Consider the following 19,380-nt stretch of genomic DNA (forward strand, 5'->3'; position numbering starts at 1 on the left):
CGCCATTTTCTACAAACTTCATCGACCTGCACTTTAAGCTGAAAGGCAGCAATGGGTTTCCATCCCATTAATCTCATCATTCGTTTTCTTCTCGAACTGACGGCACTTGTGGCGATGGGGTTCTGGGGGTGGCAGCTGGGTGACGGTATATTGCAATTTTTCGGCGCGCTGGTTGTACCTATCGCTGCCGCAGCGGTATGGGGCGCGTTTGCCGTACCGGGTGATGCCAGTCGTTCCGGTTCCGCACCTATCGCAGTCTCTGGGGTGCTCCGTCTCGGCATCGAGGTGACATTCTTTGCATTCGCCGCGAGGGCGCTATACGAAACAGGAGGCACAAGCTTGGGCCTCATTTTTGGCGCCGCGGTTGTCGTTCACTATGCGCTCTCGTACGACCGCATCGCGTGGCTCTTGCGTGCCTGATCCTTCGATCGGGCATTGTCTGGGATGTTGAAGATCTACCGCGGGCGCTGGCATCGCTCCGAACAAATCGCCAGGACGCTGGAACAGTTGCGCACATCGCCGCACCTCTCCACTCGCCAGTATGCCAGCATAGTCCGACGTTGGATACGTTCCATTGGACTCGACGCTGCATGTTTGTGCGCACCACGTCATGCGCATAGCAATCACGAAGTTCGGATACTTCTTTTAATCCGTCCGGCGTCGCGCGGTCAGGTGGTGCAAGACCGGTCCCACGCTGCGCCATGCCTGCAACGCGACCAGTCCGGTACGCAGGACGGATAGTACCCGACGCGGCTTGATCACCAACAGGCCGAGGAGCACTGCGGACAACAGCAGCGGATTGCCTTTGACCTTGGCGACCATCGCCAAGCCCAGGTCGACGATCGATAGCGACCGGGTCAGCTGCTGGGCCTGCAGCGAAATAATCGCGCGCTGCTGCTGGCTGCGCGCGATCAGCGCCTGCCTGCGCTGTGCCAGATGTTGTGCATGCTTGCTCATGATGGCGTTCACTTTAGAGGTCAGCCCGGCGTCAGGGTGTCGATATCACTGCCCAACTCGGTCAGTGTGTGCGCCATCAGCCTGGGCTTGCGCTGATAACTGTCGCGCACCCAGAATCCCAGCAGTACGCTGGCAAACGCAAATACGGCGATCAGCGACACCAGTACGCCGATCCGGTGGGTGTCCCAGTAAATCACCACGATCAGCAGGATCCCCAGCAGGATCGCGATGCCGAGACAGAACATCGCGGCCAGCGCGCCGATCAGGTAGGTGAACAGGCGCAGCGATTCTTCTTCCAGCTCAACTGCGACAAGTTCCAGCCGCGTCTGCAGCAGCGCCAGAAAATTGGCGGCCAGTCGGGTTATCGATTCGGCGATCGCCATAAGCTTAGCGGCGACTGATCAGCAGCCCGCAGATCACGCCGACCGCAGCGCCCAGTCCTACCGATTGCCACGGGTGATCCCTGACGTACTGATCGGTGGCGTCGGCCGCGTCGCGGGTGGTGGTGCGGATCGCATCGTCCCAATCGGCCAGTTCGTTCTTGACGGTCGACAGCGTCGATTCAAACTTCGCCTTCGCGTTCTTGAAACTGTCGCCGCCTGCCAGATCGCTGTTCTTTAACAACGACTCGGCTTCCTTGATCACGGTTTTCAAATCGTCGATCAGTTTGTCCCGCGCTGTATTGCTTTTTTCGGTGATATCCATCTGCGTATCCTTCAGTGGGGTGAATTTCAAAGTCTGAATAATGCTCGGTCAGTCTAAACAATTGGCAACAAGACATATTGCGTGCCGTCAAATGCCAGCGCCGGCGAAGCGCACCGCGCAGCTTGTCATTCACTCTAGCATATCAGACAAGAGCGGCCGGAAATACCTGCGGGTGTAGATATACTCCATCGATCAATGCGAGATTGCGCATTGAAATATTGGCTAAATAGGCAATACTCCATGGAAAACATGTGTCAGCGCAGCGCATAGTCGAGCGCGATACCGCCGAACACGGCGGCACCCAGCCAGTTGTTGTGGCGGAAAGCGGCGAAGCAGCGCATCCGGTCGCGGCTGCGAATCAAGGTGTAGTGATACAACGCACAAGCCGCCGCCAGCAGCATGCCGGCGACAAACCAGCCGCGCAATCCATACTGCCAGCCGACCCACAGCGTGATCGCCAGTGTCACCGCGTAGCACAGCATCACTGCCAGCACGTCGTGGCGGCCGAAGGTGATGGCCGATGTCTTGATGCCGATTTTCAGGTCGTCGTCGCGGTCGACCATCGCGTATTCGGTGTCATAGGCGACCGCCCAGAACACATTGCCGAGCAACAGCAACCAGGCCGCCGCCGGCACCGCACCGGTGATCGCGGCCCAGGCCATCGGGATGCCGAAGCCGAACGCAATCCCCAGATAGGCCTGGGGAATCGCAAAGAAGCGCTTGAAATAGGGATAGCTGGCCGCAATCAGCAGCGCCGCCAGCGACAGCTGCTTGGTCAGGCTGTTCAACGGCAGGATCAGCGCGAACGCGAGCAGCGCCAGCACCAGCGCCACCAGCAAGGCCTCGGTACCGGAAATCTTGCCGCTGGTGAGCGGCCGCTCGGCGGTGCGCTTCACATGCCGGTCGAAATCGCGGTCCGCATAATCATTGATCGCGCAGCCGGCCGAGCGCATCAGCACGGTGCCGAGCGTGAAGATGCCGACCAGCGCCCAATCCGGCTTGCCGTTGGATGCCAGCCACAGCGCCATCAGCGTCGGCCACAACAGCAGCAAGATCCCGATCGGCTTGTCGAGCCGGATCAGGCGGAAATACAGGTTCAGTCGGTTCATCAATGCTGTCATCGGTGGCGCGTTGGGTGGCAAGAATGCGGCGGAAAACCAGCGTCGCGCGGACGAGCAGGGCGACGCGTCAGAACCATCACTGCACAGCAACCGGCTCATCGAGCATGGTCACGCCATGCAGATCGCAGGCCAGTACCGCTTGCCGCACCGCTTCGATCGCCGCGTGCCGGGTAAAGCTCTTGCGCCACGCGATCACCACGCGCCGGGTCGGCACTGGCGCTGCGAACGGCAGGTAGCGCAGCATCCCTTCCTTGCCATCCTTGGCATCCATGTCTGGCACCGACGCCTGCGGCAACACCGTGATGCCGATGCCGGACGCCACCATGTGGCGTATGGTTTCCAGCGACGAACCTTCAAAGGTGCGCGCGATGCCGTTGCCGGTGGTCGAATAGCGCGACATCTCGGGGCAGACTTCCAGCACCTGGTCGCGGAAGCAATGGCCGTTACCGAGCAGCAGCATGGTTTCCGACTTCAGCTCCTGCGGCCCGATCTCGCTGCGCGCCGCCCACGGATGCTGGCGCGGCACCGCCACCACGAACGGTTCGTCATACAGCGGTTGCAGCATCAGGCCCTGATCCGGCACCGGCAGCGCGATGATCGCCGCGTCCAGCTCGCCCTGGCGCAGCATCTCCATCAGCCGCAGCGTGAAATTTTCCTGCAGGATCAAGGGCATCTGCGGCACCTGGTCGATCATGGTCTTGATCAGCGGCGGCAGCAGGTAAGGGCCGATGGTGTAGATGATGCCCAGCCGCAGCGGGCCCGCCAGCGGGTCCTTGTTCTGGCTCGCGATTTCCTTGATCGCCGCAGTCTGCTCCAGCACCCGTTCGGCCTGCTGCACGATCTGCGTGCCGATCGGCGTCACCGAAATCTCGGACCCGCCACGCTCGAAAATCGCCACGCCCAGCTCGTCCTCCAGCTTCTTGATCGCCACCGACAGCGTCGGTTGCGCGACATGGCAGGATTCGGCGGCATGGCCAAAATGCTTGTGCCGCGCGACGGCGACGATGTATTTGAGTTCAGTCAGAGTCATGACGACATTTTCGCACAGCGAAGATGATTGGGCGCAACGGCATCGGCCGCCACCGCGGTGGTGCGATGCCGGCATCGCGGCCACTATTTGTCTGCAGCTGACACCGCAAGGTAAAAATATACTGCTGGATGTATATTTCCATGGCCAATCAAATCAAGGGGCGAGGTAGTGATTTTTTCCTATACTCCCGATAACGGCGGGGCTTTGCGGTAAGCGGTGGCGCCATGCCAGCCGCCAGCATGCGGTCTTGCGCAGGTACGGATGCAGTCTCAATAGTTGGTGACATGACATGGTTCGCCATGCATGATATGAGGTACCGATTGCGCCGAAAGGGCAAGATGAAGCGTATCCCTCGATTGTTGCAACAATCCATCGCGACTGCGCTGGTGGTGCTGGCCGCTTGCGCCGATCAGGCCAACGATTATTACTCCGGTTATGCCGAAGCCGACTACGTGCGCATCGCCAGCCCGATCGCCGGCACCCTGGCCAAACTCTATCTGCAGCGCGGCGATCATGCCGACGCCAACGCGCCGGCCTTCGTGCTGGAGCAGGACAGCGAACGCGCCGCGCGCGAACAGGCGGCGGCGCAGCTGCAGCGGGCTGCCGCGCAACTGGCCGATGCGCAAAAAGGACGGCGTCCCGACGAGATCGCGGCGGTCGACGCGCAGTTGCGGCAGGCGCAGGCGACTGCGACCGCGTCGGCCGCCGAACTGGCGCGCCAGACCAGCTTGATCGCAGGAGGCGCGGTATCGCAATCGAGCCTGGAACAGGCGCGCGCGGCGGCCCAGCGCGACCGCGAGCGGGTCAGCGAATTGCAGGCGCAATTGCGCATCAACCGACTCGGCGCTCGTAGCGACGAGATCGAAGCGGCCCAGCAGGATTTGAAAGCCGCGCAGGCGCAACTGGCGCAGGCCGACTGGCGGCTGGCGCAGAAAACCCAGCGCGTGCCGCAGGCGGCCGAAGTGGCCGACGTGCTGTACCGCGAAGGCGAATGGGTTGCCGCCGGCAGTCCGGTGCTGAGCCTGCTGCCGCCGCAAAACATCAAGGCGCGCTTCTTTGTGCCGGAAACCGAGCTCGGCAAGCTCAAGCTGGGCCAGACGGTCGAGCTGCGCTGTGACGGCTGCGGCGCGCCGATTGCGGCCAGGATCAGCTTCATCGCGCGCGAAGCCGAATACACGTCGCCGCTGATCTACAGCAAGGAAAATCGCGCCAACCTGGTCTTCATGCTGGAAGCGCGGCCGGCGCCGACCGATGCGCTGCGCCTGCATCCCGGCCAGCCGTTAGAGATCCGTCCCGCCGGCGCCGCGCGCCAGTGAGCGTACAACATGCGCGCACCAAGTGAACCCACCATCGGCGCAAAAACAGCGCCCCGTCGCCGCCCCGCCATGAGGCAGCCAGCATGAGTATCGGTGCCACTCCCGCCACCACTACCGGCACCGATTCCGGCGCGCCACCGGTCATCGATGTGCGCGGCCTGACCAAGCGTTATGGCGGCCGCGCGGTGGTCGACCACTTTGACATGCGCGTGCCGAAGGGGCGCATCTATGGTTTCCTCGGACCGAACGGCAGCGGCAAGACCACCACGATCCGCATGCTGTGCGGACTGCTGACACCGGACGAGGGCGAGGGTACTTGCCTCGGCTACGATATCCGGCGCGAGTCGCGCCTGATCAAGCGCCAGGTCGGTTACATGACGCAAAAATTCGGCCTGTACGAAGATCTCAGCATCGCCGAAAACCTCGACTTCATTGCGCGCATCTATCAGGTCCCGCAACGCCCCGCCAAGGTGGAGGCGACGCTGCAGCAACTGGGGCTGGCCAGCCGCCGCAACCAGCTGGCCGGCGCCTTGTCCGGCGGCTGGAAGCAGCGCCTGGCGCTGGCCGCCTGCCTGCTGCACGAGCCGCAATTGCTGCTGCTGGACGAGCCGACCGCCGGCGTCGATCCCAAGGCGCGGCGCGAGTTCTGGGACCATTTGCACGAACTGGCCGCGGCCGGTCTGACTGTGCTGGTGTCGACCCACTACATGGACGAGGCCGAGCGCTGTCACGAGCTGGCCTACATTTCCTATGGCCGCCTGCTGGCGCAGGGCACGGCGGCGCAACTGATCGCCGCCGCCGGTCTGGTCACCTATGCGATCCAAGGCCCCGACCTGATCGCGCTGGCACACCAGCTGCGCGAGCAGCCGGCGATCCGCAGCGTCGCCTCGTTCGGCAACGCGCTGCATGTCAGCGCTTCTTCGCAGCAGGAACTCGATGCGGCGTTGGCGGCGCTGCGAGTGTTGGACGTGCAGCGCAGCGAACAGCTGCAGATCACCGCCATCGAGCCCAATCTGGAAGACGTGTTCATCGCGCTGATGCAGGGCGTCAAGGACAACTATGACTAACGCGATCAACTGGGCGCGCTTCGTCGCGATCCTGCTGAAGGAATTTCGCCAGATCCGGCGCGACCGCCTGACCTTCGCGATGATGGTCGGGGTGCCGATCCTCCAGCTGATCCTGTTCGGCTTCGCGATCAACACCGATCCCAAGCATCTGCCGCTGGCCGTGGTGCAGGGCGACCAAAGCGAATTCTCGCGCAGCTTCATCGCCGGGCTGGAAAATTCCGGCTACTTCCGCGTCACCCGGCGCCCGGCCAGCGAAGCGGAAGGCAACCGCTTGCTGGAACGCGGCGATGTGCAGTTCGTACTGGTGATCCCGCCCGATTTTTCGCGCCGCCTGATTCGCGGCGAACGGCCGGCGCTGCTGCTGGCGGCCGACGCCACCGACCCGGCCGCCGGCGGCAATGCGCTGGCGGCCTTGAATAGCGTCGGTCGCCAGGCGCTGGCGCACGACTTGAGCGGTGCGCTGGCCGGCTTGGCGCCGATCGACCTGCCGTTCGAGCTGCGGGTGCAGCGGCGCTACAACCCGGAAGGCCTGTCGCGCTACAACATCGTGCCCGGCCTGATCGGCGTGATCCTGACCATGACGATGGTGATGATGACCGCGCTGGCGATGACGCGCGAACGCGAGCGCGGCACCATGGAAAACCTGCTGGCAACGCCGGCCCGGCCACTGGAGGTGATGGTCGGCAAGATCACGCCCTACATCCTGATCGGTTATGTCCAGGTCAGCGTGATCCTGCTGGCGGCGCGCCTGCTGTTCGCGGTGCCGATGGTCGGCAGCCTCGGCCTGCTATTGCTGGCGCTGATGCTGTTCATGGCCGCCAACCTGGCGGTCGGCTTCACCTTTTCCACCTTCGCCAGGAACCAGTTGCAGGCGATGCAGCTGACCTTCTTCTTTTTCCTGCCCTCGCTCCTGCTGTCCGGCTTCATGTTCCCGTTTCGCGGCATGCCGGGCTGGGCCCAGGCGATCGGCGAGGCGCTGCCGCTGACGCACTTCCTGCGCGTGGTGCGCGGCATCCTGCTGAAAGGCAATGGCTGGGCAGAGATCGTGCCCAACCTGTGGCCGATCGCGCTGTTCATGCTGGTGGCGGGGATCGTGGCCTTGCTGCGGTATCGGCAGACGCTCGATTGATGGGCCAGATCAACCTGTGGATGTTGAATGGATACACTACGCAGTATATTTAAAGGCCATTCAAATACATGCGCTAGATGTACTGTTTTTTGCCATACTCCCAATAGCTCAATGTTATCTGTCGCTATTCAGATCGCTATGAACGCTCCTTCCCCTTGGCAGGGGGAAGGCTGGGATGGGGATCGAATGGTCAAAATATCGATGCGGTCGATCAAGCTTTCTACCCCCTCCCTAACCCTCCTCCTGCAAGGAGGAGGGGATATCAAGCGTGATCGAATCCGGCTACATAGCGAGCTGAATAGTTACTGTTTTCTGGCGTTCAGGCTGTCGCGACACCTGAGCTAGACCCGCAAGAAATCCTCGCGCAGCCCCAGCCAGCGCGCCAGGTGCGCGCTGACGATCGCGGCGCTGGCTGCGCTGGCATCGTGCAGCAGCCGTTGCGCCAGGTCGCGCGCCTGCTCGACCAGCCATTGATCGGTTTCCAGATCGGCGAAGCGCAGCATGGCCTGGCCGGACTGGCGGGCGCCGAGGAATTCGCCGGGGCCGCGCAATTCCAGATCCTTGCGCGCGATCGCGAAGCCGTCGGTGGTCTCGCGCATCGTCAGCAGCCGCTGTTTGGCGGTGCCGCCCAGCGGTCCCAGGTACAACATCAGGCAGACGCTGGCGGCGGAGCCGCGCCCGACCCGGCCACGCAGCTGGTGCAGTTGCGACAGGCCGAAGCGTTCGGCGTGCTCGATCACCATCAGCGACGCGTTCGGCACATCGACCCCGACTTCGATCACGGTGGTGGCGACCAGCAGCTGGATCTCGTTGCGGGTGAAGGCATCCATCACCGCTTGTTTCTCGGCCGGCTTCATGCGCCCGTGCACCAGTCCAACCGCGAGGTCGGGCAGCGCCTGCACCAGCATTGCGTGGGTGTCGGTCGCGGTTTGCAGTTGCAACGCTTCGGATTCTTCGATCAAGGGGCAGACCCAATACACCTGGCGCCCTTCGAGCGCCGCCGCATGGACCCGTTCGATCACTTCGTCGCGCCGGTTCTGGTCGATCGCGCGTGTCACGATCGGACTGCGGCCGGGCGGCAGTTCGTCGATCACCGACACTTCGAGGTCGGCGTAGTACGTCATGGCCAGCGTGCGCGGAATCGGCGTCGCGCTCATCATCAGCTGATGCGGCACGACATGGTACCCTCCCCCTTGCAGGGGGAGGGTTAGGGGCGAAGCAGGGAATTCAGGCGGCATGCCGCCTGCCTGCGTAGCGGTGTCCGCTTGCAAGCGGACATGTGCACTGCAAGTGGGGGTAGAAACATCGCCATTGGTGCTGCCCTTGTTGCGCAGCGTCAGGCGTTGACCGACGCCAAAGCGGTGCTGCTCGTCGACGATCACCAGCCCCAGTTTGGCAAACTGCACCGCATCCTGGATCAGCGCGTGGGTGCCGATCACCAGTTGCGCCTCGCCCGATTCGATCAAGGCCTGCGCCGCAAGCTTTTCCTTCTTCTTCAGGCTGCCGGTCAGCCACGCGACCTTGATGCCGAGCGGCTCCATCCACGCGGCGATCTTGCGGAAATGCTGGTCTGCCAGAATCTCGGTCGGCGCCATCAGCGCCGCCTGAAAACCGCTGTCGATCGCCTGCGCGGCGGCCAGCGCCGCGACCACGGTCTTGCCGCTGCCGACATCGCCCTGCAACAAACGCTGCATTGGGAACCCGGCGCGCAGATCGTTGCGGATTTCACTGAGCACGCGCTGTTGCGCGCCGGTCAGCGTGAACGGCAGCGTCATCAGGAACGCGTTCGAGAGTTCGCCGATCACCGGCAGCGCGGCCGCGCCCTGGCTGCGGCGCGCGGCCTGGGCCCGTTTCAGCGACAGTTGCTGCGCCAGCAGTTCGTCGAATTTCATCCGGACCCAGGCCGGGTGCGAACGTTCGATCAGCGCGTGTTCATCGATGTCGGACGGCGGATTGTGCAGCAGCCGCACCGCCGCCTCGAAGCTGGCGGCCGGCTCGGCCCACTCCAGCGTCGCCAGCAATGCCGGCGGCAGGCTGTCGTTCCAGTCGACCCGCGTCAGCGCCGCCGCAATCGCGTTGCGCAGCATCGCCTGCGACACGCCTTCGCCGGCCGGGTACACCGGCGTCAGCGCGGTCGGCAGCGGCGCGCCTTCGAGCACGATCTTGTAGCCGGGGTGCACCATCTCGGCGCCGAAGAAGCCGTGCCGCAGCTCGCCGCGCGCGCGCACCCGGTTGCCGGTTTCAAACTGCTTGACCTGGCTGCCGTAGAAATTGAGGAAGCGCATCACCAGCTGGCCCGAGTCGTCGGCAATCGTCACCACCAGTTGCCGACGCGGCCGGTACTGGATGTCGCAAGCGGTGACGACCCCTTCCACCTGGCACGGCTGGCCGCCGCGCAGGGAAGCATCGCGGATCGACAGGACTTGCGTCTCGTCCTCGTAGCGCATCGGCAGGTGCAGCACCAGGTCCATGTCGGTGCGCAGGCCGAGTTTGGCCAGCCGGCTGGCGAGGCTGGCCGGCGCGTTCCTGGCGGCCGGCTGTGCTGCGGGTTTGGCGGTTTTTTGATTTAGTGCAGGCATGTCGGGCCGTCAGGAGTGCCAAGGAAGCGAAACTGCGCCAAATGGGTAGCTAAGGTACTAATGGTACTAATTCATCATTTCCGCACGGGGATAGTCTATGCCAGCAGGGTACATCGCATGAATGTCCGCGTGAACATTGATGCTGCCGGGTCGAGTTTCCTCTCCGTGCAAGGGGGAGGGTGCGAGAAGCCTTAGCCAGCAACGATCTTCATGCAATCGCGCTGTCTGCGCCGGCGCCTCTACTGTAACTGCCCGAGCCAAGCGCGTAAAATAGCGGGTTTGGCCGATGTTTGGCCGCGCGCGATATTCACCGTTATCCAATTTTAACTGTATTAAAACACAGTATTATTTCTTCAGGCAATTGATATTCATCCATGTATTCACTCAGCGATTTTGACTTTGAACTGCCGCCCGAGCTGATCGCGCAATTACCGCTGACCGAGCGCAGCGCGTCACGCCTGTTGCAAGTCGATGGCGACGTGCTGACTGACCGCCGTTTTGCCGATATTGTGGCCCAATTGTCGAGCGGCGACCTGCTGGTGTTCAACGACACCCGCGTGCTGAAAGCGCGCTTTTTCGGCGTCAAACAGACCGGCGGCAAGGTCGAGGTGCTGATCGAGCGCGTGCTGGACCACCGTACGGTGCATGCGCAGGTGCGGGCGTCGAAGTCGCCGCCGGCCGGCAGCACGATCCGGCTGGCCGACGCGTTCGAGGTCACGGTCGGGCCGCGGGCCGGCGAGTTTTATACCCTGCAGTTTCCGGCCGATGTGTTCGAACTGATCGACGCCCACGGCCGCTTGCCGCTGCCGCCCTACATCGAGCACGCAGCCGACGCCTTCGACGAAACCCGTTACCAGACCGTGTACGCAAAAAACCCGGGCGCGGTGGCGGCGCCGACCGCCGGCCTGCATTTCGATCAAGCCTTGCTCGACCAATTGCGCGCAAAAGGCGTGCAGTTTGCCTATGTCACGCTGCACGTCGGCGCCGGCACCTTTCAGCCGGTGCGCACCGAAAACCTGGCGCAGCACCAGATGCATACCGAGTGGTACACCATTCCAGCCGCCACCGTGGCTGCGGTGACGGCGACCAAGGCGACGGGGCGCGACGTGGTGGCGGTCGGCACCACCAGCCTGCGCGCGCTGGAGTCGGCCTCGCAGTCCGGTGTGTTGCAAGCCGGCAGCGCCGATACCGCGCTGTTCATCACGCCCGGTTATCGCTTCAAGACCGTCACGCGCCTGATCACCAACTTCCACCTGCCCAAGTCGACCCTGCTGATGCTGGTCTCGGCCTTTGCCGGTTATGACCAGATCCGCGCCGCGTACGCGCATGCAATTGCGCAGCGCTACCGATTCTTCAGCTATGGCGACGCCATGCTGCTTACTAATAATATTACCAACGCCAACAAGTCTGACAACAATGCTTGATTTCAAATTACTCAAGACCGACCAGAGCGGCCAGACTTCGGCCCGGCGCGGCCGCCTGACCCTGAACCATGGCGTGATCGAAACGCCGATCTTCATGCCGGTCGGCACCTACGGCACGGTCAAGGCGATGTCGCCAATCGAGCTGAAAGAGGTCGACGCCACCATCATCCTCGGCAATACCTTCCACCTGTGGCTGCGGCCCGGTACCGAGGTGCTGAACAAGTTCGGCGGCCTGCATCGCTTCATGGGCTGGGACAAGCCGATCCTGACTGACTCCGGCGGCTTTCAGGTGTTTTCGCTCGGTGCGATGCGCAAGATTACCGAGGAAGGCGTGCATTTCGCGTCGCCGATCGATGGCAGCAAGCTGTTCCTGTCGCCGGAAGTGTCGATGCAGATCCAACGTGCACTCAATTCCGACATCGTGATGCAGCTTGACGAATGTACGCCGTACCAGATCGACGGCCGCCCCGCTACCATCGATGAGGCCGCGAAATCGATGCGCATGTCCTTGCGCTGGGCTCAGCGTTCGAAGAATGAATTCGTCGCCGGCGAGAACCCGAACGCGCTGTTCGGCATCGTGCAGGGCGGCATGTTCGAGCATTTGCGCGACGAATCGCTGGCCGCACTGGAAGAAATCGATTTCCCCGGCATCGCGATCGGCGGCCTGTCGGTCGGCGAACCGAAGGAAGACATGATGCGCATGCTGGCGCACGTCGGGCCGCGGCTACCCGCCAACAAGCCGCATTACCTGATGGGCGTCGGCACGCCGGAGGATCTGGTGGCGGGCGTGTCGAACGGCGTCGACATGTTCGACTGCGTGATGCCGACCCGCAACGCGCGCAACGGCTGGCTGTTTACCCGCTTCGGCGACATCAAGATCAAGAACGCGCGCTACAAGGATGACGAACTGCCGCTGGACGAGAGCTGCGATTGTTACGCCTGTCGCAACTTTTCACGCGCGTATCTGCACCATTTGCATCGCAGCAACGAAATTCTGGGGGCGCGCTTAAATACCATCCACAACCTGCACTATTACCTGCAACTGATGCGTGAGATCCGCGCGGCGATCGATGCCGATCGTTTCCCCGCCTTTATGGTGCAATTCAAGGCCGCGCGCGAACGTGGAGTGTGATGGAGTATGTCGATAATCACTCTATTCTGAGGCGGGATTATCGCCATATCACTGGTAGTATATTTTTAGATGCAGCCGGCGCCGCGCATTCCGCCAGGCGCCATGCCGCGCCGCGCTGAGTCCGCGCACGCCAGTGCTAGAATACAGCGCTATTTTTAAAAACAATCACCTGGAGTCACCGTGTTCATTACCAATGCCTATGCGCAATCCCCTCTCGACGCCCTCGGTCTGGGCGGCAACCTGACCAGCTTCCTGCCGATCATCCTGATGTTCGTGGTGCTGTACTTCCTGATGATTCGCCCGCAAATGAAGCGTCAAAAGGAAACGAAATCGATGATGGAAGCGCTCGGCAAGGGCGATGAAGTCGTCACCGCCGGTGGCATCCTGGGCAAGATCATCAAGGTAACCGATGCGTACATCACGCTGGAAATTGCCAACGGTACCGAAGTCGTGGTGCAGAAGGCTTCTGTCACCACCTTGCTGCCCAAAGGCACGATCAAGTCGCTGTAAACCTTGCAGCGGCCGCCCCGGCCGGTTCGCGCAGTGCGCGGATGGCCGGCCGCAGCCGATACAGGGCCGGGATGCTCCCACTGAATTTGACTAGCTGAAACAATATGAATCGTTATCCTCTCTGGAAATACATCGTGATCGCGATCGCGCTGGTGTTCGGCATGCTGTATACGCTGCCGAACTTCTTCGGTGAAGCGCCCGCACTGCAAGTCGGCAGCCTGAAGGCGACCATCAAGGTCGACACCGCCGTGATGGCGAAGATCGAGAGCGCATTGCAACAGGCCGGCATCGCCGCCGATCGCGTGTACTTTGACGCCAACGCCAATAACAGCAGCGTACGGGTCCGCCTGGCCAGTCCCGATGCACAATTCAACGCGAAAAACGTGATCGAAAAGGCGCTCAACACCGATCCCAGCGATCCGACCTATGTAGTGGCGCTGAACCTGCTGTCGAATACGCCGAGCTGGTTGCAAAGCCTGCGTGCGCTGCCGATGTATCTGGGGCTGGATCTGCGCGGTGGTGTCCATTTGCTGTTGCAGGTCGATACCAAGGCCGCGTATGAAAAACGCTTGAGCGGGTTGGTGCCAACGATACGGACCTTGCTGCGCGACAAGAACGTGCGCCACGCCGGTATCGAGCGTAGCGGCAACGCGGTCGAGGTCAAATTCCGCGACCCGGAAAGCCGCGCCCAGGCCAAGGAAATCATCGCCAGCCAGCAACCCGACGTGCAGCTGAACGACGTGGACGAAGGTGGCGACTTCAAACTGGTGACCAGCTTCAAGCCGCAGATGAGCAAACAGATTCAGGACGAGGCACTGAAGCAGAATATCGCGGTACTCTCCAAGCGCGTCAATGAATTGGGCGTGTCCGAGCCGGTGATCCAGCAGCAGGGCGCGGACCGCATCGTGGTGCAACTGGCGGGCGTGCAGGATCCGGCGGCGGTCGACAAGATACTGGGGCGCACCGCCACGCTGGAATTGCGGATGGTCGATGAAACCGTGGCGCGCGGCACCGAAGAGACCGCCGCGATTCCGTTCGGCAGCGAACTGTTCAAAGTCGGCCAAGGCGCGCCGGTCGTCGTGTCCAAGGAAGCGGTCATCACCGGCGACTACATTTCGAGTGCATCGGCGTCGTTCGACGAAAATCATCAGCCTGCGGTCAGCATCTCGCTCAATGGCGACGGCGGCAGCAAGATGCGCCGCATCACGCGTGACAACATCAATAAGCGGATGGCGATCATCCTGTTTGAAAAAGGCAAGGGCGAAGTGCTGACCGCGCCATCGATCCGCGGCGAATTCGGCTCGCAATTCCAGATCACCGGCATGGGCTCGCCCGACGCGGCCGGCGAACTGGCGTTGCTGCTGCGTTCCGGCTCGTTGGCGGCACCGATGGAAATCATCGAAAAGCGCACCATCGGACCGCAGCTCGGCGCCGACAACATCCAGAAGGGTTTCAATTCGACCCTGTACGGATTTGCCGCGATTGCGGTATTCATGATTTTCTACTACATGCTGTTCGGTTTCTTCAGCGTGCTGGCGCTGTCGGTCAATCTGCTGTTGCTGGTCGCGCTGCTGTCGTGTTTGCAGGCAACCTTGACCTTGCCCGGCATCGCCGCAATTGCACTGGCGCTCGGTATGGCGATCGACTCGAACGTGCTGATCAACGAACGGATCCGTGAAGAGCTGCGCAACGGCAACACACCGCAGGCGGCGATTGCGATGGGCTTCCAGCACGCGTGGGCCACCATTCTGGACTCCAACGTGACCACCCTGATCGCCGGCGTCGCGCTGCTGATCTTCGGTTCCGGTGCGATTCGCGGTTTTGCGGTGGTGCACTGCCTCGGCATCCTGACCTCGATTTTCTCATCGGTGTTCATCTCGCGCGGCTTCGTCAATCTTTGGTACGGGCGCAAGAAGAAACTGACCAGCTTGGCCATCGGACAAATCTGGAAGCCGGCTGAATAAGCACATCGACTAAAGACATCGACGCATCATTGCTTGCTTGATTCTGCGCATCGGCGCGGGATCAAACCTAGAGGACAACATGGAATTTTTCCGCATCAAACACGATATTCCCTTCATGCGCCACGCGCTGATATTCAACATCATCTCGGCGTTGACCTTCGTCGCAGCGGTGTTTTTTCTGCTGAGCAGAGGCCTGCATTACTCGGTCGAGTTCACCGGCGGGACCGTGATGGAAGTGACCTACCAGCAGACCGCCGAAGTCGAAAAGATCCGCAAGACGGTCGAAGGCCTCGGCTATGCCGACGCCCAGGTGCAAAATTTCGGCACCGCGCATGACGTGATGATCCGCTTGCCGGTGCAAAAGGGCGTCAGCTCGGCGCAGCAGAGCGAGCGCGTGATGACCGCATTGCAGACGCAACAGGCCGCGGCGAAATTGCAGCGGGTCGAATTCGTCGGTCCGCAGGTTGGCGACGAGCTGGCCCACGACGGCCTGATGGCGCTGCTGATGGTGGTGATCGGCATCATGATCTATCTGGCATTCCGCTTCGAATGGAAGTTCGCGGTCGCGGCCATCATCGCGAACTTGCATGACGTCGTGATCATCCTGGGCTTTTTTGCCTTCTTTCAGTGGGAATTCTCGCTGTCGGTCTTGGCGGCGGTGCTGGCGGTGCTCGGTTATTCGGTCAACGAATCGGTGGTGGTGGCCGACCGGATCCGCGAAAATTTCCGCAAGATGCGCAAGGCCACGGTCACCGAAGTGATCGACAACGCGATCACGCGCACCATGAGCCGTACCATCATCACCCACGGTCTGACCGAGACCATGGTGTTGTCGATGCTGATCTTCGGCGGCGCGGTGCTGCATTATTTCGCGCTGGCACTCACCATCGGCATCCTGTTCGGCATCTATTCGTCGGTGCTGGTGATGGCGCCGCTGACCAAATGGTTGGGCATCAAGCGGGAAGACCTGATCAAGCCGATCAAGGAAAAGGACGAGACCGACGGCGCCGTGGTTTGACGCGCAAGGGTTTAATGGAGCCAGTCGTTGCGACTGGCTTTTTTTTCACCTCGGGGTTGGTCGGCATGGTATTAGACACGAGGTAAAGCGTGAAAACGATCCGTGTCGGGGACTTGCCGCTGCGGCTGTTTCACTGGGCGTTGCTGGGTTTGATCGTGGCGGCACTGATCACGCAGAAAATTGGCGGCAACGCGATGATCTGGCATTTTCGTTGCGGCTATGCGGCGCTGGCGCTGGTCGCGTTCCGCATCCTGTGGGGCCTGGTTGGCACCCGCTACGCGCGCGCTGTCGGACCGGATCAGTGCCTTCCATGCCGATGTCAGCGGCAACCTGATCTACGCGCTGCTCGGCCTGCATCTGGCGGCCATCGCCTACTACTATTTCTTCAAAAAAGAGAATCTGCTGCGGCCGATGTTGAGCGGCGACAGGGAGGTCGATTACGACGCGCCGCTGGCGAACGACGGCGTGCGCACCCGATTATTGGCACTGGCCGGGGTCTGTGCGGCCGCAGTCGCAGCGATCGTCGACCTGGGCTAGAACGCGACAATCCATTCCGCCTGCGCATAGTGGTAGCTGTAGTCGGGGCCGTTGAATGACGCGCTGCGGTTCAGGCCGGCGCGCATCCTAAACGCATAGCCGCGGCCGATCGGCGCCTGCGCGCCGAGTTCGAGCAAGCGCGTCGGCGTGTGCGGCGCGTCGCCAACGCGCTGTTGGCCGAGTCCGGCGGTCAGGTTGCCCACCCAGCCACGAAAGCGCTGCCGCCAGCCGAGCGCCAGCATCGCCTCGTCATACCGATCCGGATTGAAATACGCGCCGCCGACATCGTCGCTGGCGCTGGTGTACATCCGGTAGCGCGCCTGTAGAGTCAGCCCCAGGCTGAGGTCGGGCTGCACGATCAGCTTGATGCGGCCGTGATTTCGATGGTTGCCGTCGGAAAAATCTTGATAGCCGGCGACGCCGACCACCGTCAAATGCGGTCCCAGGCCTTGTTCCAGTACCGCGCCGACAAACGTGAAATGGACGCCGCGATCGAGCGCGTTGCGGGTTTCGACCCAGTCCCGATTGATGAAGGCTTCGACGCTGGTTTGTGCAGCGAGCGCCGCGTGATAGCTGCCGTCGGCGGTAAACAGCGTATGTTCGCCCTGTCGCGACAGGCCGGCTTCAAGCTGCCAGCCATTGGTGGTCGCCGGATCGACGTTGCGATGGAGGATGGTGAGCTGTTGCGCGGTGCGCGCCCAGTCATCCTGTTCGAAATGATGGACCGTATAGCGGCCGCCGGTCAGCGCGTCGCCGTGGCGGAACGCCGGCAGGTATTCGGCGGCGACGCGTTGCGTCGAAAAGCCCTCGTTATCGCGTGATATGAAGAAGGCGGCGCCGGCCCCTGAACTGTCCTGCGGGGGCTCGCCGTCGGCGGCCAGCGCGCTTGATGGGCAGAATATTGTTGCGCCACCGACAGTCAACAGGGCCAGCTGGGTCAGCCGGGTCAGCCGCCGCATTGCGAAAATTCCGGCACGGGGAGTCGGGCTCATTTGGTGCCCCAGGTTTTTTTCAGGTTCAGCATTTCCGATACATAGCCGATCAGGCAGACCGGCTGCATGATCAGGCTGTAGATCAGGGTGTAGATCAGGAAGCCGAGCAGGTTGTGCCTGACTTTCAGGTGCTTTTTGGTAAACGTCTTTTTGCCGATCGAGAACATGAAAAAGTTCATCAATAGTGCAATCGGCAGCAGCGCGATGGTCATCGGTCCGACCACGTAGTAGTGGCCAAACAGCCCCAGGATCAAGCCCGGGATGAAGAACACGGTAAACATGAAGTCGAGCGCCGGGAACAGCAGGTTCCAGTAGACGAAAAACGTCGACAGGCGCGGCTTGAACAGGATGCCAGGATGCTGCTTGAAGGCCTCGACCATGCCGCGTGACCAACGCTGCCGTTGGCGGACGAATTGCAGCAGCGTGTCGGGTGCATTGGTAAACAGGCAGGCCTCCTCGCTGTGCCCGATGCGATGGCCAGCCTTCAGGATCGCCCAGGTCAGCACGATGTCTTCGCCGACACAATCGGGCCAGCCACCCGCCTCAATCAGGGTCTGGCGGTCATATATCGAGAACGCGCCCTGCGCCACCAGCGTGCCCTGAAATAGCGACTGCACGCGCTTGATCGCGGCAATGCCGTGAAAATAATCCCATTCCTGCGCCTTGGTGACCCAGTTGTGGCGTGAATTGCGCACCAGCACCGTGCCGGATACCGCGCGGGTGTTCGGCGGGTCCTGGAAATAGCGTTCGACGATATTTTGCAGCGCGTCATGATACAGATAGGAGTCGGCGTCGACCGTCAGTACCAGGCTCGATTTGGCGACAGCCAGACCCCGATTCAACGCCTTCGCCTTGCCACCATTGGGCTGCAGGTCGATCAGTTTCAGCCACGGATGTTGCGCCATCTGCTGGGTTACCAGCGCGGCGGTCTGATCTTTCGAGCCATCGTTGATCACGATCACTTCAATGTTGCCGGGATAGGCTTGCCGATCAATGCTCTGGATCGTATCGACGATGTTTGCGGCCTCGTTATAGGCAGCGATCAGGATCGTGATCGCCGGGTATTGATTGAGCCGCGCGTGGTTCGGTCGCCGATCGAGCGCCAGGCCAGTCAGCAGAAATGCGTTCATGAATCCCGGGATGATCGCGATGCCGGCAATCACGACCGGTGCCAGGATAGGCCCGAGCACCTGCGACAGTTCGCCGAACCAGGGCCGCGCGAGATAGATCGAGGCCGACATCCATAATAGGCCGCCCAGAGTGGCAATCGTAAATTTGAGCCGGACCGAGAAGTAGAGCGATGCCCGTTTAGTCTCAGCTTGAGTCGCGCGCGCGGGGATCGCCGGCGCCGCCGCGACCGCGCTGATCAGAGCCTCTAGGTCGGCATCCGTTCGCCGGCCAACATCGGCATGTTTGTGTGATTCGGTAGGTCGTTCGCTCTGCTCTGCCTCCGGCGCCGGGACGACCGGCGCGGAAGGGCGAAATTCGATCGCCATTTTCATTCCCCCTGGTGGACGGCGTGCATTCGTCGGAATGCCCCGTCTCGCGATTTTTGTCACTGTGATGCGGATCTCGGGGAGATCACGGCAAATACCGCAAATCGGACCAGATCAGCGCATTGCCTCCGGACAAATATGTCCGCGCATCAATGAATCGACTTTACTATATTTTTTACAGATATTTACAGTTGATTGCAGTTGAGTTCGTGAAACATTATTTATTTGTCGTTTTCTATCCTCTATTTGGAAGCAATAGATTTCCCCTGGGAAATAATTGTTGACCGTGCAAGGTGCAGGTGAAGATCGACCGCGGGCAGGGGGAGTGCTGCGCGGCAGCGCAGAAGGGAAGCGGAACGAATGGCTCGCCTCGGCGCGCGCTCGGACAGGAATGTGCCGATGA

General features: G+C 61.7%; 18 protein-coding genes and 1 pseudogene. 11 read left to right on the forward strand and 8 right to left on the reverse strand.

Annotated elements, in window-relative coordinates; all coding sequences use genetic code 11:
* Positions 1–51: 51 nt before the first annotated feature.
* Positions 52–420, forward strand: coding sequence for a YrdB family protein (locus ACFOFO_RS17975; RefSeq protein WP_390332261.1), 369 nt, complete (start codon positions 52–54; stop codon positions 418–420).
* Between the two features lie 225 nt (positions 421–645).
* Here ACFOFO_RS17975 and ACFOFO_RS17980 read toward each other — a convergent pair whose 3' ends face one another.
* From ACFOFO_RS17980 to ACFOFO_RS18000, 5 genes are all read right to left on the reverse strand, one after another.
* Complete coding sequence (locus ACFOFO_RS17980) at positions 646–957, reverse strand: YqjK family protein (RefSeq protein ID WP_390322349.1); 312 nt, start codon at positions 955–957, stop codon at positions 646–648.
* 20 nt (positions 958–977) lie between these two features.
* Positions 978–1,340 carry a phage holin family protein gene (locus ACFOFO_RS17985; RefSeq protein WP_390322351.1) on the reverse strand — a complete coding sequence of 121 codons (363 nt, stop codon included), beginning with the start codon at positions 1,338–1,340 and terminating at the stop codon, positions 978–980.
* 4 nt (positions 1,341–1,344) lie between these two features.
* A complete protein-coding gene (locus tag ACFOFO_RS17990) occupies positions 1,345–1,662 on the reverse strand; it encodes an ElaB/YgaM/YqjD family protein (RefSeq protein WP_390332263.1) in 318 nt (105 codons plus the stop codon).
* 254 nt (positions 1,663–1,916) lie between these two features.
* Positions 1,917–2,771, reverse strand: coding sequence for a 4-hydroxybenzoate octaprenyltransferase (gene ubiA / locus ACFOFO_RS17995; RefSeq protein ID WP_390322354.1), 855 nt, complete (start codon positions 2,769–2,771; stop codon positions 1,917–1,919).
* Between the two features lie 88 nt (positions 2,772–2,859).
* Positions 2,860–3,813: a LysR substrate-binding domain-containing protein gene (locus ACFOFO_RS18000; RefSeq protein WP_390322355.1), complete on the reverse strand. Its 954-nt coding sequence runs from the start codon at positions 3,811–3,813 to the stop codon at positions 2,860–2,862.
* A 338-nt stretch (positions 3,814–4,151) separates the two neighbouring features.
* Between ACFOFO_RS18000 and ACFOFO_RS18005 the strand changes: the two genes are divergently transcribed.
* From ACFOFO_RS18005 to ACFOFO_RS18015, 3 genes are all read left to right on the forward strand, one after another.
* Complete coding sequence (locus tag ACFOFO_RS18005) at positions 4,152–5,129, forward strand: HlyD family secretion protein (protein WP_390322356.1); 978 nt, start codon at positions 4,152–4,154, stop codon at positions 5,127–5,129.
* Between the two features lie 83 nt (positions 5,130–5,212).
* Complete coding sequence (locus ACFOFO_RS18010; protein WP_390322357.1) at positions 5,213–6,196, forward strand: ABC transporter ATP-binding protein; 984 nt, start codon at positions 5,213–5,215, stop codon at positions 6,194–6,196.
* The gene (locus ACFOFO_RS18015) at positions 6,189–7,325 is read left to right on the forward strand and encodes an ABC transporter permease (RefSeq protein ID WP_390322358.1); all 1,137 of its coding nucleotides are present in this window, start codon (positions 6,189–6,191) and stop codon (positions 7,323–7,325) included. The genes ACFOFO_RS18010 and ACFOFO_RS18015 overlap by 8 nt, the downstream gene beginning before the upstream one ends.
* 341 nt (positions 7,326–7,666) lie before the next feature.
* Here the strand turns inward: ACFOFO_RS18015 and recG are convergent, their stop codons facing one another.
* Positions 7,667–9,904, reverse strand: coding sequence for an ATP-dependent DNA helicase RecG (recG, locus tag ACFOFO_RS18020; protein WP_390322359.1), 2,238 nt, complete (start codon positions 9,902–9,904; stop codon positions 7,667–7,669).
* 374 nt (positions 9,905–10,278) lie between these two features.
* Here recG and queA point away from each other — a divergent pair, with 374 nt between their 5' ends.
* The 7 genes and pseudogenes from queA to ACFOFO_RS18055 all read left to right on the forward strand — a co-directional run bounded on the left by queA (position 10,279) and on the right by ACFOFO_RS18055 (position 16,489).
* Positions 10,279–11,328, forward strand: coding sequence for a tRNA preQ1(34) S-adenosylmethionine ribosyltransferase-isomerase QueA (gene queA / locus ACFOFO_RS18025; RefSeq protein WP_390322361.1), 1,050 nt, complete (start codon positions 10,279–10,281; stop codon positions 11,326–11,328).
* The gene (tgt, locus tag ACFOFO_RS18030) at positions 11,321–12,460 is read left to right on the forward strand and encodes a tRNA guanosine(34) transglycosylase Tgt (protein WP_390332266.1); all 1,140 of its coding nucleotides are present in this window, start codon (positions 11,321–11,323) and stop codon (positions 12,458–12,460) included. The genes queA and tgt overlap by 8 nt, the downstream gene beginning before the upstream one ends.
* A gap of 180 nt (positions 12,461–12,640) precedes the next feature.
* Positions 12,641–12,970 (forward strand): preprotein translocase subunit YajC, encoded by a 330-nt coding sequence (yajC, locus tag ACFOFO_RS18035; RefSeq protein ID WP_390322362.1) that lies wholly within the window; start codon positions 12,641–12,643, stop codon positions 12,968–12,970.
* Between the two features lie 104 nt (positions 12,971–13,074).
* The gene (gene secD / locus ACFOFO_RS18040) at positions 13,075–14,934 is read left to right on the forward strand and encodes a protein translocase subunit SecD (RefSeq protein WP_390332269.1); all 1,860 of its coding nucleotides are present in this window, start codon (positions 13,075–13,077) and stop codon (positions 14,932–14,934) included.
* Positions 14,935–15,013: 79 nt separating this feature from the next.
* Positions 15,014–15,952, forward strand: a complete 939-nt coding sequence (gene secF, locus ACFOFO_RS18045; protein ID WP_390332272.1) for a protein translocase subunit SecF — start codon at positions 15,014–15,016, stop codon at positions 15,950–15,952.
* A gap of 155 nt (positions 15,953–16,107) precedes the next feature.
* A pseudogene (locus ACFOFO_RS18050) lies at positions 16,108–16,173 on the forward strand (hypothetical protein); the annotation flags it as partial.
* Between the two features lie 43 nt (positions 16,174–16,216).
* Entirely contained in the window at positions 16,217–16,489 is a 273-nt protein-coding gene (locus tag ACFOFO_RS18055; RefSeq protein ID WP_390332287.1) for a hypothetical protein, read from the forward strand.
* On the opposite strand, the gene ACFOFO_RS18060 is transcribed toward ACFOFO_RS18055, so the two are convergent.
* Both ACFOFO_RS18060 and ACFOFO_RS18065 read right to left on the reverse strand, forming a co-directional pair.
* Complete coding sequence (locus ACFOFO_RS18060) at positions 16,486–17,481, reverse strand: hypothetical protein (protein ID WP_390332274.1); 996 nt, start codon at positions 17,479–17,481, stop codon at positions 16,486–16,488. The genes ACFOFO_RS18055 and ACFOFO_RS18060 overlap by 4 nt on opposite strands.
* Positions 17,478–18,977: a glycosyltransferase family 2 protein gene (locus ACFOFO_RS18065; RefSeq protein WP_390322366.1), complete on the reverse strand. Its 1,500-nt coding sequence runs from the start codon at positions 18,975–18,977 to the stop codon at positions 17,478–17,480. The genes ACFOFO_RS18060 and ACFOFO_RS18065 overlap by 4 nt, the downstream gene beginning before the upstream one ends.
* Between the last annotated feature and the right edge of the window lie 403 nt (positions 18,978–19,380).

Origin of the sequence: Pseudundibacterium arcticum, assembly GCF_042646465.1 — a bacterium.
Classification (GTDB): Bacteria; Pseudomonadota; Gammaproteobacteria; order Burkholderiales; family Burkholderiaceae_D; genus Undibacterium_A; species Undibacterium_A arcticum.